Source organism: Novosphingobium rhizosphaerae (assembly GCF_050920675.1).
GTDB lineage: Bacteria > Pseudomonadota > Alphaproteobacteria > Sphingomonadales > Sphingomonadaceae > Novosphingobium > Novosphingobium rhizosphaerae.
In genome coordinates, this window is sequence record NZ_CP137861.1 from 395713 (window position 1) to 419301 (window position 23589).

Sequence of the window (23589 nt, forward strand, 5' to 3'; positions counted from 1 at the left end):
AACCTGGAGCGAAAACATGCCCGTGCAGTTCATCGGCGCCATCGGCACCAGCGGCGGATCGGAAAGCCGCGCGCCACATGGCCCGGTCGTCGACAAAGTCTATCTGGGCGCGATCGCGCGGGCGCACGAATTGGCCGGTTTCGACCGCGTCCTGATCGGCTATTTCAGCAGCGCCCCGGACGGGTTCCAGATCGCAGCCTATGCCGCGCAGCAAACCGAGCGGCTCCAGTTCCTGCTCGCCCATCGCCCGGGCTTTGTTGCACCGACATTGGCCGCACGCCAACTGGCCACGCTGGACCAGTTCATCGATGGGCGGCTGGCGGTGCATATCATCACCGGCGGCTCTGATGCCGAGCAGCAGCGCGACGGCGATTTCCTGGGCAAGGCTGAACGCTATGCCCGCACCGACGATTATCTGGACGTGGTGAAGCGCACTTGGACCGCGACCGAGGCATTCGATCACGACGGTCCGTTTTACCAGGTCCGCCAAAGCTTTGCTGCAGTAAAGCCGGTGCAGCAACCGCATCTGCCGGTCTATTTCGGCGGCTCGTCGGACGAGGCCATCGCCGTGGCGGGCAAACATGCCGACGTTCTTGCACTGTGGGGCGAAACGCTGGAGCAGACCGCGCAAACCATCGCCCGCGTCCGCGCGGCAGCCGCGCGGCACGGGCGGTCAGACCAGATCGGCTTCAGCCTGTCGCTGCGCCCCGTGCTCGCCCGCACGGAAGACGAAGCCTGGGCGCGGGCCGATCGCATCCTGGCCGCAGCCAAGGCGCAGCGCGCCAAGGCCCAAGGCGCATATCCGGTGCAACTGTTCCGCAATGACGATGGCACAGTGCCCAATGTCGGGTCCCAGCGCCTGCTGGACGCCGCCGCCGGCGGCCGTGTGCGCGACAAGCGGCTGTGGACCGAAATTGCCGCGCTGACCGGAGGCAGCGGGAATTCCACCGCGCTAGTTGGTACTGCCGAACAAGTCGCGGAAAGCCTGCTCGACTATTACGATCTGGGCATCGACACTTTCCTCATCCGCGGGTTCGACCCGCTGGAAGATGCCATCGAATATGGCCGCGATCTGCTGCCACTGGTCCGCGCCGCGGTGGCGGAGCGGGACATGGCCCGCGTCGCCGCAGAATGATGGCGGCGATTGGTCGATAACTGCCGATCGCGCCGGCCAGCACGCCCGAGTGCCTGGCACGGCAGGTCGTCCATGAGGCATGCCGCGATCCGGTCCAAGCACCGCATGCCGCCGTGAAAACCTGGACATTCAACCACACCGCAGGGCAGATCGCATGAGCGAACAGATTGATCAGGAATGGGCCGACCAGTTGGCCCCAACGCGCCGCGCGGTGCTGGGCGCCGGAATTGCCGGGCTTGGCGCTGCGGCCGCCGGCACCCTGCCACAGCAGGCGCAGGCTGCTTCGCCCGGTGGCCAGGCAATCACCGCAGGCAAGCTGCAACCGACCACGACGACAGGCGACAGCGAGTGGGGGTATGAGACCTTTGCCGAGCCTACCGGTCGCCCCGGATCGACCCGGCCGGGAGAGGCGCAGTTGCCCGCAACGCCCCGGCCCTACACCGCGATCAAAAGCTATCACGCGCATGTCTATTTCGACGAGGATACCTATCACAAGGCCGCCTTGCTGCGGAAATGGGCGGCAGAGCGCTTTGCCGTGGAACTGGGCAACTGGAACAAGGAACCTCGCGGGCCGCATGTCACCCCGTCGTTCTATTTCGGTTTTACCGTGGAACAGTTGCCGGTGATCATTCCATGGCTTCAGCTCAACAGCCTGGGCCTGAGGATCCTGATCCATCCGAACACCGACAACCCGCGCGCCGATCATCTCGACTATGCGCTGTGGGTCAACCGGTCGCAGCCGGTCAATGCCTATGGCATGGAAACGTCATTGACGCCGGGCAAGCGCAACGATCTGCCGGTCTATCCCAACACGCGGCCTTCGGTCATCCTCGAGGTCTGATCGCGCGGCACGCTGGAACCGGCCGGCACGATCGGCTTTATCGGTTGACGATCCGTGTCGCTGGTTTCAGGTATCCCGATGAAAAACTTTCTCTTTTCCGCCGCGACTTTGGCTTCTGCGTTTCTTGCCACGGCAAGCGCGCATGCGGGCCCGCAGAGCGCTGGGCAACAGGAAGACCAGGATCCTGCCCTGACGCCCCAGGCGCTGGGCGAGGCGCTGTCGTGCCGATCGCGCGAGGCGCTCGAAGCCTTTGCCGGCGCGCTGTTTCTCGGTGATACCTCGCCGGCCTGGATGCACGAGATCAAGGACGACGACAAACAGACGCAAGGTATGCTGGGCCTCTACGGCTATACGCTGTCGCGGCCGGTCCTGTTGTTGGAGGAGCCGGTCGACCGCGTCTATTTCCTCCAGAACTGGGTGGTCACGCTCTGGCCGCGCAAGAAGGCCGAAGCGTTCATCGCTGCCCAGAAAATGGCGCGGGCGCCGATCAAGGGCACCGAGCAGTATTATCGGTTCATCGATCCGGACAGCGGCCCGATGCTGGGCGCGTTCGAACCGACCGGCAATGCCACGGCCGCCATGCTTGCCAAGGCTTTCGGTGGCGAACTGCCGGACGCCGGGCCAAGCGACAGCCTGTTTGTGGGATGCAATTATACACCCGCATCGCAAGTGGACTTCCTGGAAGCGGCGCGCCAGTCGGATGCCACAGTCCGCGACACGGCCCAAAGCCTGGGCGAGGCGCTGCAGGAGAGAAAGCGGCCATAGCCGCAGCAGCCCGGATCACGCGGCCAACGGCGATCCCGGTGCTGCCTGGCGGCGTTGCAAAGTGACCAGCAGAACCACCGCCGCTGCCACGCCCATGATCCCGGCGGCCACGAAGGCAGGCGCATAGCTGCCGCTCTGTTCGCGGATGACACCGGCAGCAAAGGCCGCGCAGGCCGCGCCGAGTTGATGGCCGGTCTGGATCCAGCCGAACACGATCGGCGCTTCCTGTTCGCCGAAGGCCTGGTTGGCGAGCTTTACGGTGGGCGGCACCGTGGCGATCCAGTCCAGGCCATAGAACACTGCGAAGACGCCCAGGCTGGTGGCATCGAAGCTGAGGAAGGGCAGCGCCAGAAGCGAAAGGCCGCGCAGGCCATAATAGACGATCAGCAACACGCGCGGATTGTAGCGATCGGTCAGCCAACCCGAAGCGGTGGTTCCGAACAAGTCGAAGAGGCCCATGGTCGAAAGCAGGCCGGCCGCCGCCACCGGCGCGATGCCGTGGTCACCGCAAAAGGCGATCATGTGCGTGCCGACCAGTCCATTGGTGGTCAAGCCGCAGACGAAGAATGTGCCGAACAGCAGCCAGAACATCGGCCGTCGGCCGGCACGCAACAACACGCTGATCGCCAGGCCGGCCGTGCGCGCCTGCCTGGGTGCAGGTGCCGGCGCACTGTCGGGGCCTTCGCCAAAGCGGCGCGTGCCGATATCGCCGGGATGCTCGGGCAAGACCAGCGCCACGATCGGCACCAAGGCGAGGCAGGCCAGGCTCACGGCCAAGACCACCGGCCGCCAGGCTCCCTCGCGCGATAGCCAGGCCAGCAGGGGCAGGAAGATCAAGGCGCCGGTCGCGGTGCTGGCGCTCAGCAGCCCCATGACCAGCCCCTGCCGCGTGGCGAACCAGCGATTGACCACTGCGGCGCCCAGCACCGAGGCGACCGCACCGCTGCCGATGCCCGACAGCACGCCCCAAGTTAGCAGATAGTGCCAGGGCTCCCGCATCCACAGGCTCGCGAAAGTGGATGCCGCCATGAGCACGAGGCCAGCCAGCATGGTTCGGCGAATGCCGAACGACACCATCAGCGCTGCAGCGAACGGACCGACCAGGCCATAGAGGAAAATGCCGATCGCCGCCGACAGGGAAATGGTGGCCCGATCCCAGCCGAAGTGGGCCTGGAGCGGCACCATCAGCACGCCCGGAGTGGCGCGCAACCCTGCAGACACGAGCAACGCAAGGAACGTGGCCGCAACGACGAGGATGATATGCGCGCGGGCAGGCACCAGCCCGGTCTTGTGGAGCAGACGGCTCATGCCCGGCCTCCTTGCGAGATCGCCACGAGATCCTGCAGGGCGGCCTCGACATCGGCCCAGCGCTGCAGGCCGAACTGGCCGATCAGCCGCTGCTGTGCCTGGTCCCAGGCATCCTTGGCAGCAGCGATCGCCTCATGGCCCGACGCTGTCAGCCTGGCCTGCTTGGCACGCCCCTTGCCCTCGTCGATGGCAACCCACCCTTCCCGCTCCAACGGTTTGAGCGTGCGATAAAGCGTCGTGCGATCCATCACCAGGATATGCGCGAGGTCCATCAGCGGGACGGGCTCGTGTCGGGCGATGTTTCGCAGGACGGCAAATTGCGCGAGGGAAAGCGCGGTGTCTTCCATCACCTCGTCATAGAAGCGGGTGACCGCGCGCGACGCCTTGCGCAGCGCATTGCACGCGCAGGCAAGGCCATCGATGGGGATCGAATCTTGATGCATATGCATCATATGCCGCCGGCCATCAGGACCTGTCAACGCCGCACGCCACGGCGTGCGGCGCGGCGCATCAGATAATAGAACGTGGTGGCCGGCCGGCGCGCACGCCTATCGGGCTTGGCCTGTCATGCGATGCCCTGCTTGCCGGGCGAGAGAATGTGGTTGGGATCGAGCGCCTGCTTGAGCCGGGCATTGAGCGCGCGGTTCGCCTCGCCATACTGGCTGGCCACCAAGTCCATCGTCGCCACGCCGGTGCGATAGGCCGCCCAACCGCGCTCGCCGAACGTCGTCACCATCTCGCGGATGCAGGCATCGGCCTTGCGCTCTTCCTCGGGCACCGATTTGTCATAGAGAATGAAGATCAGGTGGTGCAGTTCGCGCCCGCCGATTGCATAGGCCACGGAATAGTCGAGATCGTATTTGCCCAGAATCTGCTTGGCCAGTTCGGTCTGCGCGCTGGTTTCCTCTCCCTTGGCCGGGGCCACCGGGGCAAAGCAGGTCATCCCGCCGCCGCGCCAGCGCATGATGCCCTTTTCCTCCAGCGAGAGCTGGCCGCTCATCAGGTTCTTGTGGTGGTTGAACCACTTGTTGCCACCCATCTCCTGCTCGGTCAGCACTTCGCCACCCGAACTCTCGAACGCGTGGCGCACGATCGGTTCGACCGCAGCGATGATCTCTTCGGTGCCGTAGAGGGCAAAGTAGGTATTCCACATGCCCAGGCCTTGGCGGCGGGCGAAGTCATGGATCACCGCATCGGGCACCGGGCCGGGTTTGTCCCAGATTTCCTCGCGCCGGTGGAACATCGCCAGTTGATAGGCCGCGCCCATCATCAGCACGACATTGGGGATGAGATTGTTCATGCGGAACGGGCGCATGGCATCCACGATCCGGGCCACATCGCCCATTGCATCGTGGCGCACCATGAACGGCTTGAACGCCGGCGGCTTGGGCATCAGCCAGAAGCCCAGCTTCGTCACCACGCCAAAGTTCGACTGGGTGAAAATGCCATCGACATAAGGCCCATAGCCCCACTTGAACGCCTGCCAGGTGGTGGAGTTCTTGACCGAACCCATCCCGGTGCGCACCAGCGTGCCATCCGCCAGCACGACTTCCATCCCGCACTGCATGAAGAAGTGATCGCCATAGGGGGTATAGCCGACCCCGCGCTCCAGCGTATTGCCGAGCGGCGAAACGATCGGCCCAACCGTCGGCACGTCGATCCAGAACGGCAGGTCGTGCGCCACCAGGTAATCGTGCAGGTCCTGGTAGGTCACGCCCGGTTCGACCAGGGCGGTGCCAAGGTCTGCATCGATCGCGATGATCCGGTTCATCCGCTTGAGATCGAGGATCATCTGGCCGCTGCTGGCCGGCGTGGCACAGCCATAGCCCATGTTCTTGCCGGTGCTGACCGTCCACAGCGGCAGCTTGTGGCGATTGGCCACTTTCAGGATCGCCTGGACCTGCTCGACCGATGCAGGCGCCACTGCCCCGCTCGGGATATGCTCGCCACGCGGATCGGGGGTAAAGCTCTTGGCATAGGGCAACGTGCTTTCGGGATCGGCAAAGACCCATTCCGCCCCCACGATCGCCCGCAATTCGGCCACGACCGAAGCAAAAGCCGCACGATCGAGATGGACTGGCAGCACCCGCGGCCCATCGAGCGGGGAGGCTATCGCCGGCGTTGCCAGCGCGGCGGCGCCGGCCACGCCGACACGCATCATGTCACGTCGGGACAGGCTGCTCATTGCGCCAACTCCTTGGGATCGGCTTTGGCCCGGCTCACCCAGACGGACAGCGCCTGCAATTCCGCGTCGGTGATTTCGGTGGGACGAAACGCGGGCATGGCACGCGGCCCGGAACGGACCATTTGCGCGATGTAGGACGCAGGCAGCTTGCGGCCCCGGATAATCGGGGCCACATGGGCGCCGTGGCAATAGCCGCAGGTCGTGGCATAGATACGCTCGGGCGGACGCGGCGTTTCCTGCGCCGAGGCACTGGCGCCCGCTCCGCACAGGCCGGCCGCCACCATAGTCCTGACCATGAGCAAGGCTGCCCTGCGTGCAGCCCGCAAGCAGGAACCCTCGCCGCTCCATTTCGGCATCATCCCGTCTCCCAATCGTCAGATTTTGTTCTGATCGCTGCCGCGCCAACTCAAATCAGACGCTTCGCAAGATTGGTGATGGCTAGGCACAATCTTTCATTGTGTCAAGTTTCAGTCTGCAGGACTCGGCGTCACGCAAAGGCGCGGCAGGGGGCGGCCGGCGATCTGTGCTGCCAGCACCTGATCAACCCCAAGAGATACAAGGATGATTTCAACGATCTGCTCGGGATAGTCAGGCAGCACGAGGCCGCGCAGCATCGATCCCATCGCCGCCAGTGAGGTTCCCAGGATGCAATCGCGCGCGATGGCACTGCTGACCGGACGCAGCAGCCCCGCCTTGATTCCATCGATCGCGGTCAGTTCGGCCTGCTTGTAGGTTTCCGCCCCGAAAATGATGCCGTTGGCGCTGAGATTGACCATCGACCAACCCCAGCGCGGATCCTCGCGCGTCTTGTGCAGATAGAAGCGAATGGCGGCGGCTGCCCGCTCGCGCGGATCTTCCAGCATGGAAACCGCGCTATTCACCGCCGTCAGGAAATCGTGCGTCACTTCATAAGTGACCGCCTCGCGCAGTTCCGCCATGCCGGTGAAATGATCATAGAACGTGGCCCGGGTAATGCCGGCACGCTGCGAAACTTCCTCGACGCGAACCTGAAGGCCATCCTGGCTGCCGAACAGTTCGAAGGCGGCCGCGATGATGCGGGCGCGGGTCTTTGCCCGGCGCAGCTGCCCGATTTCGATCCGCCGTTCGCTCGAATGCTTGGGGTCGGCCACGCTTGCTTCCTGTTGCTGATGCCCTTTTGCGTCTATCGCCGGCGCCGCCGGGGCGACAGGCGTAAAATGTGCCGCCACCCTTGGGCGAATAGGCTTCTATGCCGCCCTCGCCACCCGCTTCAGCAACGCTGGCATTGCCAATCCGAGTGCGATCGCGCGATAGGCATAGCTTGCCAGGAGCGCGAGCCAAATGCCCATGTCGCCAAGCGGTTTCAGCGCAAAATCGGTCAGCAGGTAAAGCACCAGTGCCACCAACGCAGCGTTGCGCAAGATGCTGCCCGCGACGGCGCCGATGAAGATGCCGTCAAGCAGCCAGCTGGCCACGCCGACCGTGGGGATCGCCGCGCACAACGGCAACATCGCCTCGGCCAATGCGCGGATGGCCGCGTCGGGGGTGAGGAATGCGATCGCATCGTTTCCGAAGATCAGGATCAACACCGAAAACAGCACGCCGCCAGCCAGCGAAAACTCGCCGGTCAACCGGATCGCGCGCAACAGGGCCGGCCGGGAGCCCTCGCCGATTGCAGCACCGACCCGCGCCTCGGCCGTGAAGGCGAATCCGTCAAGCACGAAGGCACTGATGCTGACGAACTGCATGAGCACGTGGTTGGCCGCCAGCGGAACCGGCCCCAACATGGCGGCCGACCGCGTGAACCATGTGAAGATGCCCAGCATGGCCAGCGTTCGTACCATGATGTCGGCATTGACCACGACCAGACGCCGGATTGCCGCTGCCTCGAGCAGTCGTGCCTGGCCAATGGCGCCCATCTGCCCCCGCCACGCCGGGCCAAGCACGAGGCGCATCGCAACGATGCCACCGGCCAGTGCGCTCCATTCGGCCAGCGTCGTACCGAGGCCAACGCCGCGCGCCCCCAGGCCCAGCCCGCCAACGAACAGCAGGTCGAGCCCGATGTTCACCCCGTTCATCACCGCCTGCACACCCAGCGCCAAGCGCGTGCGCCCAAGGCCCAGCAGCCAGCCGTTGATGGCGTAGAATCCCAGCGCTGCAGGCGCACCGAACAGGCGCATGGTGAGAAACGCCCGCGCCGCAGCGCCCACGCCGCCTGGCGGCGCCATGATTGACAGGCTCATCGGCACGATCACCGGCGAGAGCGCCAGCACCGCCGTGCCCAGCGCGAGGCCGAGGCCGAGCCCGCGCAGGATGGTGGCGAGGATTTCCGTTTCGTCACGCGCTCCGTGCGCCTGCGCGGTGATGCCCGTGCCCCCCATCCGCAAGAATCCGAAGGTCCAGAACACGAGGTTGAGGATGGTCGCCCCGAGCGCGACGCCGCCGAGGTTGCGCGCATCACTGAGCCGGCCGATCACCGCCACATCAACGATGCCGACCAAGGGCACCAGCGCCTGTCCAACAATGATCGGCCAAGCCTGGGCGAAAATGGCGCGCCTGCTAATCGTGGTCATGGCGTCGATCGGATCATGCTGCCGTCGGTTCCCCATATGGCGTTTACGGCCGCGCCCTTGGCAGCGCCGGGCCGGCCATGCTCATGAACCGACGCGAGCTCTTGAGCAATCTCCACCGCCTGCGCGGCGAGCGTCCGCCTTCAAACTTTACGACTGCGCAAAGACTTCCGCAGCATTTTCCAGGACGTCCTCTTCCCTGCTGCACCGCCAATCGTGCCCGGCTATTGCGGGTCTTCGAGGCTGAACTGGTCGTCGTCCTCGTGGTAGGTAAAGACTTCGGCATAGCGGCCCCAGTTGGTGACGGTCTTGAGCGTTTCGCTGGCGAAGTCGGGGCTCATGTGGTCTTCAAGCTCGTCGCGGAAGCGGCGGGCGGGTGCCTTGTGGCTGGCGCGTTCATCCAGGATGCGGCGGATGTGGCCGGCCAGCGGAACGTGGGCGAGCAGGGCTTCGCCGAACATCGCCTTGCGGTGATCGACATCGGCCTGAGCATAGCGGCGCGCGGCAGGGGTGAGCAGCAGTTGCGCGCCGCGCAGTTCGGCAAAGCGCAGCAGTTGCAGGGTTTCGGCCATGGGAAACAGATCGTCGATCTCGAAATTGAGCGAGTCGGCCAGTTCGGCCATGCTGGCCTGGCCATTGAACGGGGTGCCGTCCACTTCCTCGATCAACCCGGCGAGCGTGTTGGTGGAAACGTGCGGCAGCACCATGGCGATGCCGGTGCCGGGGAACACCCCTTCCCGCAAAGGCGCGGCATCAGACGGGCGCGCGGTCATGCGGGCATAGATATCGTCGACCAAGGCGCGGAACGGGGGATCGAGGCGGTCGCGCGGGCGCGGGATATCCACCTTGATTTCCGCCACGACCCGGCCGGGATTGGACGAGAACACCAGGATGCGGTCGCACATCTGGACCGCCTCCTCGATATTGTGGGTGACGATCAGGATCGACTGGATCGGCATGCGCCCTTCCGACCACAGATCGAGCAGATCGGTGCGCAGGGTTTCGGCGGTGAGCACGTCGAGCGCGGAAAACGGTTCGTCCATCAACAGCAGCGCGGGATTGACGACCAGCGCACGCGCAAGTCCGACGCGCTGCCGCATGCCGCCCGACAGTTCCTTGGGATAGGCATTTTCAAAGCCGTCGAGGCCGATCAGGTCGATCGCGGCGAGCGCGCGGGTGCGGCGTTCGGGTGCGGGCACCTTTTGTGCTTCCAGCCCGAGTTCCACGTTTTGCAGCACGGTGAGCCAGGGGAACAGGGCGAAGGTCTGAAACACCATGGCCACGCTGGGATCGGGGCAATCCGGGCTGGCGATGCGCGTGACGGTGCCCTGGCGCGGCTGGATCAGGCCAGCGATGGAGCGCAAGAGCGTGGACTTGCCCGAGCCCGAGCGGCCGAGCAGGCCGACAACCTCGTTCTGATAAAGCGTGAGATCCACGTTTTCGAGCACGAGATGGCCGCCCGGTGGCGGACCGTAGAAATGGTTGAGGCCCTTGACCTCGATCAGCGGCTGAGCCGGCACGATGGTTGCCATGGCGGATACTCCGGAGAAAGTGGGGTCAGGAAAGGCGCAGGCGACGTTCGCCGAAGGCATAGAGCGGACGCCAGACCAGGCGGTTGAAGCCCAGCACGAACAGGCTCATCACGGCGATGCCCAAGGCCACCTGGCGATAGTTTCCGGCCGTGGTGGCATCGGCAATATAGGCACCCAGGCCATGGGCGCGAAGATGATGATCGCCCCAGGTGACCACTTCGGCGACGATCGAGGCGTTCCACGAACCGCCCGAGGCGGTGAGCGCACCGGTCACGTAATAGGGGAATACGCCCGGCAGCGCGACCTGGCGCCACCATTGCCAGCCTTTTACGCCGAACATGCCAGCCGCCTCGCGCAGGTCATTGGGGATGGCGCTGGCCCCGGCGATCACGTTGAACAGGATATACCACTGGGTACCCAGGATCATCAGCGGCGAAAGCCAGACATCGGGCGCGAGATCGAAGCGGACGATGGCGATGACCGCAAAGGGGAACAGGACGTTGGCCGGAAAGGCGGCCAAGAACTGCGCGACGGGCTGGACTCGCTCCGCCAGCCGCGGGCGCAGGCCGATCATGACGCCGAGCGGCACCCACACCAGGCTGGCCAGCGCGATCAGCACGATTACGCGCAGCATCGTGATCAGCGCATCGCCCAGGGCCTGCGTGAGATCGGCCATGGTCAACCAGCTGAGCAGGTAATGGCCGGTCCAGCCCAGCGCCACCGCCACGCCGAGCCACACCCCGAGTTGCCAGGCCCGCTCTGCCCAAGGGCCTGGCTGACGCACCCGCGCTGCCCCTGAGCGACGCGGCCGCGGTTCGAGCGTGAGGACCAGGCGGCCAAGCGCACCAAGCGGCGCCAGCACCACCGGCAGCAACCGGGTGCGGCGCAGCAGGCCATGGAACCAGCTGCGCGGGGCATCGGCACCGGCGGTCTGTTCGAACCGGAAGCGATCGGCCCAGGCCACGATGGGGCGGAAGAACAATTGGTCATAGGCCAGGATCACCACCGCCATCGCCCCCACCGCCCAGCCGACTGCGCGGAAATCCTGCTGCTGGATCGCCAGGGCAAGGTAGGACCCGATCCCTGGCAGCGTGGCGGTGGTGTTGCCCACCGTGATGGCTTCGGATGCGACGACGAAGAACCAGCCGCCCGACATCGACATCATCGCATTCCACACCAATGCCGGCGTGGCATAGGGCAGATCGAGGCGCAGGAAGCGGCGCAGCGGTGACAGCCCAAAGCCGTGGCACACCTCTTCCAGGTCATCAGGCACGCTGCGCAGCGACTGATAGAAGCTGAACGCCATGTTCCATGCCTGCGAGGTAAAGATGGCAAACACGCTGGCCAGTTCCACCCCCAGAACGCTGCCGGGAAACAGGTTCATGAAGAACGTGACCGTGAACGTGAGGAAGCCCAGGATCGGTACCGATTGCAGGATGTCGAGCGCGGGGACGATCAAGCGGCCGGCATGCCGGCTGCGCGCGGCCAGCGTGGCCACCACCAGGGTGAACACGGTGGAGGCGAACAGCGCGGCGAACATGCGCAACACCGTGCGCAAGGCGTAATAGGGCAGATGCGCCGGATCGAGCGTGACCGGTTCGAGGTCCAGGCTGGAGAGCGGCGCCACCACGCCCTCGGCCGTGCGAAACACCAGCACGGCGAGCCCCGAAAGAATGGCGAAGGCAATCGCATCCTCCCGGTTGGGCCGGGAGAGACGCAACATGCGCGAAAAGCTGGGCAGGCGGGTGGACGTCATGATCCTGAGGCCCTTTTAGAAGCCGGCGTGGACGCGCAGGGCAAAGACATTGGCCGGGCCGCGATCGCGGTTGTAGCCCGGATTGGCGATGTGCTGGTAATCGAACGTCAATGAACCCCACCCGACCGGGCGGAACGCGTAATAGGCCTCCACGATCTGCTCGTTGCCGGGATCGGGCAGCGCGCCATCACCGACCAGCACACCCAGCCCGCCGGCGGCGAGCCAGCGCTGGTGCGCGGACGAGATGCCGTTGACCACGCCGGCCAGGGCCACGGTGTCCTGCGGGCGGCCCCAGGCCTTGCCCTGCAGCGCTGCACCCAACGCGACGGTGCGATCGATATCGGTGAAATCATACGTTTCGATGGTGCCGTCGCTGTATCCCGCGCGCAGGAACAGGCCGAGGTTGGCAGTAATTTCCTGTTCGGCATTCATGGCGATGCCGAGGCGATCGCGCATGGTGCGCACCGGTGCCAGATCGGGCGCCTGGCCGGTGGCGCGGGCCAGGGCCAGGGCATCGTCGAAGCGGGCAAAGCGGCCCCGATTGCGAAACGCGGTGACGCGAACCGCACCGGGATGGCCACCCAGGGAAAAACGCCGCTCCCCTTCCACGATGATGGCGTTCTGCCGAAAATCGCTTTCCAGCGCGATGCCGTTGGGGACCTTGGACAAGTTGTAGAGCCCGGCCCGCAGGGTCCAGGGGCCCTGGTACCATTCCGCGGCGACGCCGTAGGTATAGCCCCAAGCGTTGGCGGCGTAATCGAAGCTGCCGGTATCGACGAGGGACCAATTGAGGAAATCGCCGCGCGGATCGTGGGCATAGCGGTTGGTGTCGAATACATCGCCAACGCCCATCTTGCCGGCCGTGATCACCACACGGTTGGCCGTGGTGACGCCGCGCAGCTGGTTGATCCCGGCATCGAGCGCAAGGGCACTGCCGCCGAGCGCAATCGTCTGCCGCAGGAACGCCCGCTGCAGCTTGAAATAGGGGCTGAACTGGCCAACCTTGTAGGCCTCTGCACTGGGAAACCCGCCGGCGCCCAGCGTGTTCGACAGGCCAAAGCCCTGGTCGATTTCGGGATTCACCCAGATTTCCGCGCCCTGCCAGGGCCGCGCGCCAAGATAGAGCGTGACATCGTTGGTGGCCTTGACCTGGCGCGGCGCCAGGCTGTTATCCCCCATGTAGGGCGAGGCAAAGCTGCCGACGCCCTGGGCCACCAGGGTATACTGGCCATGGATGGCGGCAGCCTGATCCGAGGCTTGATCTGGCGTGTCGGCAAATGCCGGCGCGTGGGCCAGGCCACAAGCGGCAGCGCCGGCAAGAGCCAGCCGGCCAGCCCTGCAGCCATCAATCCATGCAGCCATCACGCGCGTCACCGCCGCGTGCCTAGCGGCGGAATGTGACAGGCCAATGTTGCGAAGAGCGGACGCGCGCAGGGCGCGCGCCACGAGCGGGAAAACGATTCCGGTCATTCATTCGGTCCTTGGTCGGGAAGCAGTCACCCGACCGGACCGAAGACACATCACACGACGTGCCGCGCAATCCGGTTGGGCAAGCTGCCGGCCGCAACGCAAGCGCCAGTGAGGCTTTCGAGCCTACTGTCGCCCTCGTCGGCGGCGTGTTTGCAACTTCGCGGCATCATGAGATTCCTTGGAGATCATCGGGCCAGCCCCACCCCGCTGATGCGGGATCGCAGCGACTCGACTTGGGCGCCCCTATACCCTAGGGGAGTATGGTATCAAGTTAAAAAAGGGACAGGATCGTGAGCCACGTGGCCGCCGAGAAACAGAAACTGCTCAACCGTCTCAAGCGCATCAAGGGACAACTCGACGCGCTGGAGCGGGCGGTAAGCGCCGAGGTGGAATGCGCCCGCGTGCTGCAGCAGGCGACGGCGTGCCGCGGCGCATTGGAAGGGTTCATTGCCGAAGTGATCGAGGACCATATTCGCGAGCACATGGTCGATCCCAGCCTGCCTGGAAGCGACCCCAAGACCCAGGCCGCCGAAGAACTGGTGGCGATCATCAAGGCCTATCTGCGCTGAGCCCTGGGCTGCCGGCCCGGCAGAATGACCCCGTGTTGTTTGCAATTGGCTACGCCGATGCTGCGGTATAGGGTGCCGCCGATGAACCCGTCGCGTCCTCTGGCCACAGCCGAAACCGTTACCACGCCACCTGCCACGCCCGCCCCGAGAGACGGCCGCTCCCGCGTGCGCCCGGACCGGCCGCTGCGCCCGCGCGAACTGCAGGACTGGCTCAACAGCCGGATCTATCACCCCCTGTCATGGCGCATGGCCTGGGCGCTGGCGCCCACGCCGATCACGCCCAACATGGTCTCGGTCTTTGGCGCAGCGATGGTGGTGGCAGCGGGCATCGCCTATTGCCAGCCGGGCTGGCCCTGGACCGCGCTGCTCGGCCTGGTGCTGCACATGAGCTGGCACGTGGTGGACGGCGCCGACGGCGACCTTGCGCGGCTGACCAAGCGCAGCGGACCCAACGGTGAGATGGTCGACGGGCTGTGCGATTATGGCAGCCATACCGTGGTCTATCTGATGCTCGGCTGGTGGCTGCAGCAGCATGTCAGCGCCTGGTGCTGGATCGCCGTGGTGGCTGCCGGGCTAAGCCGGATCGTGCAGGCCAATCATTACGAAGTGCAACGCCGGCAGTATCAGTGGTGGGCCTATGGCAACGCCTGGCTGCGGCAGGATGACGTGCCGATCACCGGGCCCGGCACTGCGCTGGCACGGCTTTACCTGCTATTGGGCCGTGCCCTGGCGCCGGGCGGCGCCGAGGTGGATGCCGCGTTCGACCGGCTTGCGAGCGACCCGACGCGTGCCGGCAGGGCGCACGACATCGCCCGCGCGCATGCGGCAGACCTTTTGCCGTCGTGGCGCATCCTGGGCGCGAACAGCCGCACGATCCTGCTGGGCCTGGCCGTTCTGGCCGGATCGCCGCTTTATTACTTCCTGTTCGAGGCGGTGCTGCTCAATCTGGTGCTGATCGCCTCGATCCATCATGCGGGCAGCGCGGCAAAGCGGCTTGAAAAAGATTTTGTCGCCTCGCTGGGTGACGCCTGAAAAAGCCGGTGAGAGCGGTGAAGCGTTGCAAGAGAGCGGCAAAGCGAGCGCTTGATTGCAACATAGATGCAGCACGGCAGTCATAATGTAACAAGTGCTCCACCCTCCATTGCCATGTTCCCAGTATTGCTCTATTTTGGCCATTCCGGTCCGGACCGTCCGGGTTCCACCCATTCCACCCTGTGCAGGGGCACGATGGGCAGCACCGCGAAAAGGCAGTTTCGTTTGAGTGTCAGGCAGGCATCTCGCTGAAAATCAGCTGGGGGCGCCGGTCTGGCCGCAGGAGAATTACCTAAAATGCCATCGATCAAAGTCGCGGTTATTGGCGTCGGGAACTGCGCCAGTTCACTGGTTCAGGGTGTTTTCTATTACAAGAACAACAACTCTTCCCAAGGCCTGATCCACGATGTCATCGGCGATTACGTGCCCGGTGACGTGGAATTCGTTCTGGGGATCGATGTCGATGCCCGCAAGGTGGGCAAGGACCTGGGCGAGGCGATCTTTGCCGCACCCAACAACACCACCGTGTTCTACAAGGACGTGCCGACCATCGGCGCCAAGGTGATGCGCGGGCGCGTGCTGGACGGCGTGGCCGACCACATGACCGTGGCCGGCGAACGCGGGTTCATCGTGGCCGAGGGCGAAGACCCCAGCCAGGCGGACATCGTGGCTGCGCTCAAGGCGTCGGGCGCTGAAATCCTGCTCAACTTCCTGCCCGTGGGTTCGCAGAAGGCCAGCGAATTCTACATGGAATGCGCGCTGGAAGCCGGCGTTGCCGTGGTCAACTGCATCCCCGTGTTCATCGCCAGCAACCCGGAATGGGAAGCGCGCTTCCGCGCCGCCGGCCTGCCGATCGTGGGCGACGACATCAAGGCCCAGGTGGGCGCCACCATCGTGCACCGCACGCTGTCCACGCTGTTTTCGGCGCGCGGCGTGACCACCGAGCGCACCTACCAGCTCAACACCGGCGGCAACACCGACTTCCTCAACATGCTCGACCGCCATCGCCTGTCGAGCAAGAAGGAATCGAAGACCGAAGCCGTGCAGGCCATGCTGGCCCAGCGCCTGGCCGAGGAAAACATCCTGATCGGCCCGTCGGAATACGTTCCGTGGCAGAAGGACAACAAGATTTGCTTCCTGCGCATGGAAGGCGTTCAGTGGGGCAACGTTCCGGTGAACCTGGAACTGCGTCTCTCGGTGGAAGACAGCCCCAACGCCGCAGCTTGCGTGATGGATGCGATCCGTTGCTGCAAGGTGGCGCTGGAACGCGGTGAAGGCGGCGCGCTGATCGGCCCGTCGGCCTATTTCTGCAAGCATCCTCCCCAGCAGTTCATCGACGATGTCGCCCTGCGCATGGTGGATGAATATATCGCGGCGGTGCCGCAGGCTGCCGAATAAGCATGGATACCGCTGCCGGGCTGCGGCCCGCTGATGGCATTGCCCATGGCGCAGTTGCGCCCCGGCATGCGGTTATCCTGGCTGCTGGACTGGGATCGCGCCTGCGCGATCTCAGCCAGTCGAAACCGCTGACCCCGGTTTGCGGTTTCCCCTTGCTGGAACTGGGCGTGCGCCAGGCCGCCGCTGCCGGCATTGCCCATATCGTGGTGGTGACCGGGCACGAGGCGGCCCGCGTGGAAGCCGCCCTGCCCGATCTGGCCGCCCGCTGCGGCGTGACGATCACGGCCGCCCGCGTGGCGGACTGGACCCTGCCCAACGGCCATTCGGTGATCGCCGGCGCTGCACTGGTGGATGGTCCGTTCCTGCTGATGATGGCAGACCACATCTTTTCCGCTGAAATCTTGAAACGCCTGACGGGCGAAGGCGCAGACACGCGTGATGTGACGCTGGCGATCGATCGGCGGCTGGACAATCCGTTGGTCGATCCTGATGATGCCACCTGGGTACGCACGCGCCCAGACGGCACGATTGCCGCGATCGGCAAGACCATCTTTCCCTATGACGCCGTCGATTGCGGCGCATTCCTGGCCACAGCAGCCTTGCCGGCCGCAATTGCCCAGGCCGTTGCCCAGGGCAAGCCGGGATCGCTGTCTGACGGGATGCAGGTCTTGGCCGATGCCGGCCGCGCCGCGACTATGGAAATCGACGGCGCCTGGTGGATCGACGTGGATGACCCCCGCGCCCATGCCCAGGCCGAAGCCGACCTGCCCCAGGCAATTCCCGCGCTGTTCAGCCCGGCGATCTGATCGCCAGACGCGCAGGCACGCGCCGGTTCACCCGGCGGTTTGGTGCAACGCGAAGGCGTGAGTGACGGCAATCAACCCCGCGCAACCAGCAAGAGCGACCCAGGGCAGCCAACCGGCACGGCGCGTCATGCTGCCGTCCGCATTGCGGGCATAGTCTTCGACCAAGGCGTGCGGGAACACGCCCTTGTCCTGGACATAATGACGCCAGGCGAAGACCGGCACGATCAGCAGCAGGGCGATAAGACCGTTACGCAGGGTACCCGCGCCCCAGACGTCGGCGCCCGCCCCCATGAAAGCCATGTTGACGAAGCCGAAAGTGCAACCCAGCGCCAGGAGCCAGGTGGGGCAGCGAAACGGGCGTTCCCGCTCCCCCCGGTCGATGCGATGAATCCAGCCGGCCTGGAGATTGAGGAAATTGAACGCGAGGTAGCAGACGTTGCTGATCATCAGCACGGCGAAATAGTCTGATGCCAGAAGCAGGATGAGGTTGAAGCCCAGGTCCGTCCACATCGCGGCGGTGGGGGCACCGTGGCTGTTCACGCGCGAGAGATAGCGCGGCAGCCAGCCATCGACCGAAGCCTGGTACAGCGTGCGCGACGAGCCCATCATCGACGTCATCACGATGAGCAGCAACGACAGGATCAGCATGGCGATGAACAGGTTGGCGATCAGCACGCCCGCATGGCTGGAGGCGACCAGCCCCAGCCCCTTGACCACGATGGCCGCCAGTGCCTGCGCCACGCCAGAGCCATCGTAGATCGACGGCGATAGCATCGCATCGAGGCCGAGCGAGGCCTGGAAAGCCAGCGGCACCAGCGCGAAGACGAGGATGCACAGCACGCCCGAGGCGATGATCGCGCGCGGCGTATCGCGCGCGGGGTTGCGGAATTCACGGGTGTAGCACACCGCCGTTTCAAAGCCGTAGGTGGACCAGCCGGCTCCGAACATGGCGCCCATGAGCAGGACGAGGCCATAGCCGTTCCACGAACCGAACCCAGCATGGCCCGCGGCATCACGCAGCATCGGCAGGAGCGGGAAGAGATGCTCGCGCGGCAGGTTGCCGGTGAAAACCGGAATGAGGCCAACCAGGATCAGCGGGGCAAGACACACCAGTCCCAGGATCTTTTGCGCGTGCGCCGCGCGCGCGGCGCCGCCATGCTGCAGGGCGAATGTCAGCAGCAGGAACGCGGTGGCGATGAGCGAGACCGCGTTGATGCGCAAGCTGAGGCCGGGGCGCACGAAGCCAAGATCGACCAGCTTGATCTGCCAGGTCATGATCGCGGCTTCGGGCGCGAACAGGCTGGCCATGATGTACCCAGCGGCCAGGCTGGTGGCGAGGGTAAGCACCGGGGACCAGGCGAGCCAGTTGGCCCAGATGGAAATGGGCGCGACAAAGCGGCTGTAAGGCAGCCAGGCGGCCGCGCCATAGACCGAGGCACCGCCCGACTTGTGCGGATAGAGCCCGGCGATTTCGGCGTAGACGAAGCTTTGGATGAAACCCATCAGGATCGAGGCGATCCACACCACCCAACTGGGCTGGCCGATCGTGGCGGCGATGCCCCCCATGGTGAGCAGCACGCCGGCCGGCACGCCCGAGGAGGCCCAGAACGCCCCCTTCCAATCGAGCGAACGATGCAGCTCACCGGCGGGGGCGGCCAGGGCCGCGGCGTGGTCTTGACCTCTCATCGCTGCTGCGTCTCCCATTGGGGGTGGACGTAATAGGGTTCGTTGGAAGCCGGGAGCAGCGGCTTGCCCAGGATATGGTCAGCCGCCTTTTCCCCGATCATGATCGTGGGCGCGTTGAGATTGCCGGTGGTGATCGAGGGCATCACCGAGCTATCGACTACGCGCAGGCCGGAGACGCCGATCACGCGCAGTTCGGGATCAACCACCGCCAGGGGATCATCAGGGCGGCCCATGCGGGCGGTGCAGGAGGGGTGCAGCGCGCTTTCCACTTTGTCGGCGATGAAAGCATCGATCTGTTCGTCGGTGACGCAATCGGCGCCGGGCTGGATTTCCCGGCCACGGAATGCGGCAAAGGCGGGCTGCTGGAAGATTTCGCGCGTCAGGCGCACGCAGGCGCGCATTTCGGCCCAATCATCCGGGTGGCTCATGTAGTTGAAGCGGATCGCCGGCTTTTCGCGCGGGTCGGCGCTGCGCAGCGTGACCGTGCCGCGGCTTTTCGAGCGCATCGGGCCAACGTGGGCCTGGAAGCCATGCTCCGTGGCGAGCGAGGAGCCGTCGTAATTGATGGCCATCGGGAAGAAGTGATACTGGATATCGGGATAACGGATGCCCGCACGGCTGCGGATGAAACCGCAGGATTCAAAGTGGTTGGACGCGCCAAGACCGGTGCGGCGGAGCAGCCATTCAAGGCCCACCTTGGCTTTCCCGACCAGGTTGGCATGGCCGAACAGGGTGATCGGCTGGGTGCAGGCCATCTGGAAATAGAATTCCAGGTGATCCTGCAGATTGGCGCCGACCCCGGCGCGGTCGGCCAGGACGGGAATGCCATGGCTGGCGAGTTCATCGGCCGGGCCGATGCCCGACAGCTTGAGCAACTGGACCGAGTTGATCGGGCCGCCCGACAGAATGACTTCAACGCTGGCGCGCACGGCATGGAGAGTGCCGCCACGCTCGTATTCCACGCCCACGGCGCGCGTGCCTTCGAACAGGATGCGGGTGGCCAGCGCGTGTTGTTCGACTTTCAGGTTCGGCCGCTTGACCGCGTCATAGAGGTGCGCCTTGGCCGACGAACAACGTTCGCCGTTGCGCACGGTCATGTCCATGCGGCCAAAGCCTTCCTGCTGGAACCCGTTGTAATCTTCGGTCAATTGGTAGCCAGCCTGGCGCGCGGCCTCCATCCAGGCGTGGTGGAGCGGATTGTTGAGCGTGCCATAGGTGGTGGAAAGCGGGCCATCCCCTCCACGATAGGCGTTGCCGCCTTCGGCGCGGGTTTCCGCGCGCTTGAAATAGGGCAGCACGTTGGCATAGCCCCAACCATGCGCGCCCTGTTCCTGCCACTCTTCGAAATCGAGCGGATTGCCGCGCACATAGACGAGCCCATTGATCGAGGAGGAGCCGCCCAGCCCCTTGCCGCGCGGGCAATGCAGGCGGCGGTTGTTGAGGTGGGGTTCGGGTTCGGATTCGTAGCGCCAGTTCCACCGCGTGGTGTTCATGGGATAGGCCAGCGCGGCCGGCATCTGGATGAAGATCGAGCGATCCGAGCCGCCGAATTCGAGCAGCAGCACGCGGTGGCGGCCGTCGGCGGTGAGCCGGTTGGCCAGGACGCAGCCGGCCGACCCTGCCCCCACGATCACATAGTCGAAGGTTTCGGGATCAGTAGGGAGCATCGATCGGCTCCATGGCGACATAGACGCTCTTGAGGCGCGTATAATGCTCGATCGCGGCGCGGCTGTTTTCGCGGCCGAGGCCTGATTGCTTGACCCCGCCGAACGGCAGTTCGATCGGCGTGATGTTGTAGGTATTGATCCAGCAGGTACCGGCATCGAGCGCCGCCACCACGCGGTGAGCGCGCGTGATGTCTTGCGTGAACACAGCGCCGGCGAGGCCGAACTCGGTGGCGTTGGCACGCTCGACCACCTCGGCTTCTTCGGTGAAAGGCAGCACGGCCATGACCGGGCCGAAGATTTCCTCCTGCACGATGGTCATGCCATCGTGGCAGGCGGCAAAGACCGTGGGCGCGACGAACGCGCCCTTGTCGCAGCCGTTGGCCGTAACGCGGTGGCCGCCTGTGACAAGCGTAGCGCCTTCGGCCTTGCCCTTTTCGATATAGCCCAGGACCTTGTCCATGTGGGCCTGGCTGATCAGCGCGCCGACGTGGGTGGCCGGATCGGCGGGATCGCCCACCACCATCGCTTCGGTGCGCGCCTTCAACCGGGCAAGGAAATCATCGATGACCGAGGCGTGGACGAACACGCGGGTACCGTTGGAGCAGACTTCGCCGGCGGAATAGAAATTGGCCAGGAGTGCGCCAGACACCGCATTGTCGAGATCGGCATCGGGAAACACGATGAGTGGGCTCTTGCCACCCAGTTCCAGCGTGACCTGCTTGAGCGTGGCGGCGGCATCAGCCATGACCTTGCGGCCGGTGCCGACTTCGCCCGTCAGAGAAATCTTGGCGATGCCGGGATGACGCGAGAGCAACTGGCCAGTGGCGGCAAAGCCCTGAACCACCTGGAACACGCCTTCGGGGACGCCGGCCTCGATATAGATCTTTTCCAGCTCGATCGCGGTGAGCGGGGTGAGTTCGGCAGGCTTGAAGATCATGGCATTGCCGCAGGCCAGCGCAGGCGCCGATTTCCAGCAGGCGATCTGCAGGGGATAGTTCCACGCGCCGATACCGGCGGTGACTCCCAGCGGTTCGCGCCGGGTATAGCCGAACGCGCCAGGGCCAAGATCGACATGCTCTCCGGCAATGGTGGCCGCGACATTGGCATAGTATTCGATGCAGTCGGCGCCCGAGAGCACGTCGACGGCAATGGTTTCCTGGATCGGCTTGCCGGTATCACGGGTTTCCAGCAGGGCGAGTTCATCGTTGCGCGCGCGCAGGATTTCCACGGCTCGGCGCAGGATGCGGCCGCGCTCGGTTCCGGTAAGACGGGCCCATTGCTTCTGCGCGACTTTGGCGCGAGCCACGGCGGCATCGATTTCCACCGCCCCCGCAATGGGGATCGTGGCGAGCACTTCACCCGTGGCGGGATTGATCGTTTCGAAGGTTGCCGGTGCCATCATGCCCTCTGTCTGGCGTCACAAGCCCACAGAATACGTGATGGCACGGCGGAATCAATTTTTCCGAACTGTTCGCGATTTCCAGCCTTCTAGAAATTGTTATAAAAAACAATTGTTTATTTTGCCGCACCTATCACCAGCCCCGATGTGACGCATTAAGTTTACTTATGCGACGGGTCAGGCAGGCAACGCATCTACCGCACCGCGCCACAACCGCAGGCGCAGTTGTTGCCACTGCGGCACACCCCATTCGTGGGGGCAGGCATGGCCAACGATGCTGTCGAGGGGATTGGTGTCGTCGAGAAGCATGTCCTGCGGGGGGAGCGCTTCGCGTTCGCGTGTGCAGAAGAAGGCCGTAACGTGGGGACCGGTATCCTGTCGGCGGCCGGGCTGGACCAGTGCGAGCCGATTGGAACGCAAGCGCACGACCATGCCAGGCGGAAAGACGCCGATGCTTTGCATGAACGTGAACAGCAGGTCGCGATCGAAGTGGCCCTCCCAACTCCACATCGCGGCCAGGGCCTGGGGCGGTGACCACGCCTGCTTGTAGATGCGATCCGACGTCAGCGCATCATAGCAATCGCAGATCGCGCCAAGCGCGGCGGCGCGGCTGATCTGGTGGGCAGCCAGGCCCAGAGGATAGCCGTTGCCATCCTGCCGTTCATGATGATGACGGCAGACATCGAGCGCCGTGGCACATACGTCCCCCGAAGCCTGGAGCAGGCGAAATCCGTGTTCGGGATGATCGCGAACCACGGCGAACTCTTCCCGCGTGAGCATGTCGGGCTTGTTGAGCACGTCTTGCGGGATGCCGATCTTGCCCAGATCGTGCAGCAACCCGGCTTGGCCATAGTCGCGCGTTTCCGCCTCGCTCAATCCCAGGAACGTGGCAACGTTGATCATCAGCGTGCACACCGCCACCGAATGGGCGAAGGTATATTCATCCTTGCTCTTGAGCCGGACGATATCGAGCACGGTGCGCGGACTGTTGGCCACCGCCTGGGCGATATCGTCAACCAGCTGGTGGGTATCGGCCACGCGCACTGCACGGCCCATCCGCGCATCGTCAAACAGGCCACGCATGGTTTGCCGCGCCTGGCCGACCATCTGCTGGACCTGGCGACGGCGCTGGCGAGCGATGCTTTGTGCCAACGCGCCGGAACGATCGGGTGGGGGAACGGGCACGCGGCGGCAATGCCTGGGAGCAGGTGCCGGGATTGCCGGCGGGCGGGCGGCAGCTGGCGCGGCATCTGACGCTGCGCCTTCGTGCTTGGCGCCGCGCGACTCATCGATGATGACGTAGGGCACGTCGGCGGCGTGCACCTTTTCGAGATCGTCATGACTCGCGATGACGAAGCGCGTCCGCCAGAACGGATGATCGAACCACGATCCGCCGAATCCGCATATGAACATGCCAAGCTTGACGTGTTCGGGAGGAATCTGGCGGATCATGCCGGACAGAATGCGCGGGCCGGCTTCCCGCGTGGCTAA

The 23589-nt window shown here is 64.9% G+C and carries 20 protein-coding genes; 7 read left to right on the forward strand and 13 right to left on the reverse strand.

All coding sequences use genetic code 11. The features are described 5' to 3' along the window. The first annotated feature begins 16 nt into the window (after positions 1 to 16). From R9J51_RS01900 to R9J51_RS01910, 3 genes are all read left to right on the forward strand, one after another. The gene (locus R9J51_RS01900; protein WP_179505716.1) at positions 17 to 1135 is read left to right on the forward strand and encodes an LLM class flavin-dependent oxidoreductase; all 1119 of its coding nucleotides are present in this window, start codon (positions 17 to 19) and stop codon (positions 1133 to 1135) included. Between the two features lie 154 nt (positions 1136 to 1289). Next, the gene (locus R9J51_RS01905; RefSeq protein WP_179505717.1) at positions 1290 to 1976 is read left to right on the forward strand and encodes a DOPA 4,5-dioxygenase family protein; all 687 of its coding nucleotides are present in this window, start codon (positions 1290 to 1292) and stop codon (positions 1974 to 1976) included. 78 nt (positions 1977 to 2054) lie between these two features. Beyond that, the gene (locus R9J51_RS01910; RefSeq protein WP_179505718.1) at positions 2055 to 2741 is read left to right on the forward strand and encodes a hypothetical protein; all 687 of its coding nucleotides are present in this window, start codon (positions 2055 to 2057) and stop codon (positions 2739 to 2741) included. Between the two features lie 15 nt (positions 2742 to 2756). Here R9J51_RS01910 and R9J51_RS01915 read toward each other — a convergent pair whose 3' ends face one another. The 9 genes from R9J51_RS01915 to R9J51_RS01955 form a co-directional block, all read right to left on the reverse strand. Then, positions 2757 to 4049: an MFS transporter gene (locus tag R9J51_RS01915; protein ID WP_168556223.1), complete on the reverse strand. Its 1293-nt coding sequence runs from the start codon at positions 4047 to 4049 to the stop codon at positions 2757 to 2759. Beyond that, positions 4046 to 4492: a MarR family winged helix-turn-helix transcriptional regulator gene (locus R9J51_RS01920; protein WP_169476768.1), complete on the reverse strand. Its 447-nt coding sequence runs from the start codon at positions 4490 to 4492 to the stop codon at positions 4046 to 4048. The genes R9J51_RS01915 and R9J51_RS01920 overlap by 4 nt, the downstream gene beginning before the upstream one ends. Before the next feature lie 122 nt (positions 4493 to 4614). Further along, the gene (locus R9J51_RS01925) at positions 4615 to 6234 is read right to left on the reverse strand and encodes an FAD-binding oxidoreductase (RefSeq protein WP_179505719.1); all 1620 of its coding nucleotides are present in this window, start codon (positions 6232 to 6234) and stop codon (positions 4615 to 4617) included. Further along, entirely contained in the window at positions 6231 to 6530 is a 300-nt protein-coding gene (locus R9J51_RS01930; RefSeq protein ID WP_179505720.1) for a c-type cytochrome, read from the reverse strand. The genes R9J51_RS01925 and R9J51_RS01930 overlap by 4 nt, the downstream gene beginning before the upstream one ends. Before the next feature lie 171 nt (positions 6531 to 6701). Beyond that, the gene (locus R9J51_RS01935; protein WP_179505721.1) at positions 6702 to 7364 is read right to left on the reverse strand and encodes a TetR/AcrR family transcriptional regulator; all 663 of its coding nucleotides are present in this window, start codon (positions 7362 to 7364) and stop codon (positions 6702 to 6704) included. 96 nt (positions 7365 to 7460) lie between these two features. Beyond that, entirely contained in the window at positions 7461 to 8822 is a 1362-nt protein-coding gene (locus tag R9J51_RS01940; protein WP_432787783.1) for an MATE family efflux transporter, read from the reverse strand. Positions 8823 to 9007: 185 nt separating this feature from the next. Next, positions 9008 to 10315, reverse strand: coding sequence for an ABC transporter ATP-binding protein (locus R9J51_RS01945; RefSeq protein ID WP_169476773.1), 1308 nt, complete (start codon positions 10313 to 10315; stop codon positions 9008 to 9010). 25 nt (positions 10316 to 10340) lie between these two features. After that, positions 10341 to 12071 (reverse strand): ABC transporter permease, encoded by a 1731-nt coding sequence (locus R9J51_RS01950; protein WP_432787784.1) that lies wholly within the window; start codon positions 12069 to 12071, stop codon positions 10341 to 10343. Positions 12072 to 12086: 15 nt separating this feature from the next. Next, positions 12087 to 13433, reverse strand: a complete 1347-nt coding sequence (locus R9J51_RS01955) for a carbohydrate porin (RefSeq protein ID WP_179506618.1) — start codon at positions 13431 to 13433, stop codon at positions 12087 to 12089. A gap of 398 nt (positions 13434 to 13831) precedes the next feature. Here R9J51_RS01955 and R9J51_RS01960 point away from each other — a divergent pair, with 398 nt between their 5' ends. The 4 genes from R9J51_RS01960 to R9J51_RS01975 all read left to right on the forward strand — a co-directional run bounded on the left by R9J51_RS01960 (position 13832) and on the right by R9J51_RS01975 (position 17346). After that, on the forward strand, positions 13832 to 14110 hold the full coding sequence (locus tag R9J51_RS01960) for a metal-sensing transcriptional repressor (protein ID WP_169476776.1): 279 nt from the start codon (positions 13832 to 13834) through the stop codon (positions 14108 to 14110). A gap of 81 nt (positions 14111 to 14191) precedes the next feature. After that, a complete protein-coding gene (locus R9J51_RS01965) occupies positions 14192 to 15142 on the forward strand; it encodes a CDP-alcohol phosphatidyltransferase family protein (protein WP_168556213.1) in 951 nt (316 codons plus the stop codon). Positions 15143 to 15439: 297 nt separating this feature from the next. Beyond that, positions 15440 to 16540 (forward strand): inositol-3-phosphate synthase, encoded by a 1101-nt coding sequence (locus tag R9J51_RS01970; protein WP_168556212.1) that lies wholly within the window; start codon positions 15440 to 15442, stop codon positions 16538 to 16540. Positions 16541 to 16542: 2 nt separating this feature from the next. Further along, the gene (locus R9J51_RS01975) at positions 16543 to 17346 is read left to right on the forward strand and encodes an NTP transferase domain-containing protein (RefSeq protein WP_179505723.1); all 804 of its coding nucleotides are present in this window, start codon (positions 16543 to 16545) and stop codon (positions 17344 to 17346) included. A 27-nt stretch (positions 17347 to 17373) separates the two neighbouring features. On the opposite strand, the gene R9J51_RS01980 is transcribed toward R9J51_RS01975, so the two are convergent. From R9J51_RS01980 to R9J51_RS01995, 4 genes are all read right to left on the reverse strand, one after another. Further along, positions 17374 to 19032, reverse strand: a complete 1659-nt coding sequence (locus tag R9J51_RS01980; protein WP_432787785.1) for an APC family permease — start codon at positions 19030 to 19032, stop codon at positions 17374 to 17376. Next, positions 19029 to 20699 (reverse strand): choline dehydrogenase, encoded by a 1671-nt coding sequence (gene betA, locus R9J51_RS01985; RefSeq protein ID WP_179505725.1) that lies wholly within the window; start codon positions 20697 to 20699, stop codon positions 19029 to 19031. Before betA ends, R9J51_RS01980 begins: the two co-directional genes overlap by 4 nt. After that, the gene (gene betB / locus R9J51_RS01990) at positions 20686 to 22101 is read right to left on the reverse strand and encodes a betaine-aldehyde dehydrogenase (protein WP_169476781.1); all 1416 of its coding nucleotides are present in this window, start codon (positions 22099 to 22101) and stop codon (positions 20686 to 20688) included. The genes betA and betB overlap by 14 nt, the downstream gene beginning before the upstream one ends. Positions 22102 to 22275: 174 nt before the next feature. After that, the gene (locus R9J51_RS01995) at positions 22276 to 23550 is read right to left on the reverse strand and encodes an HD-GYP domain-containing protein (protein ID WP_169476782.1); all 1275 of its coding nucleotides are present in this window, start codon (positions 23548 to 23550) and stop codon (positions 22276 to 22278) included. Between the last annotated feature and the right edge of the window lie 39 nt (positions 23551 to 23589).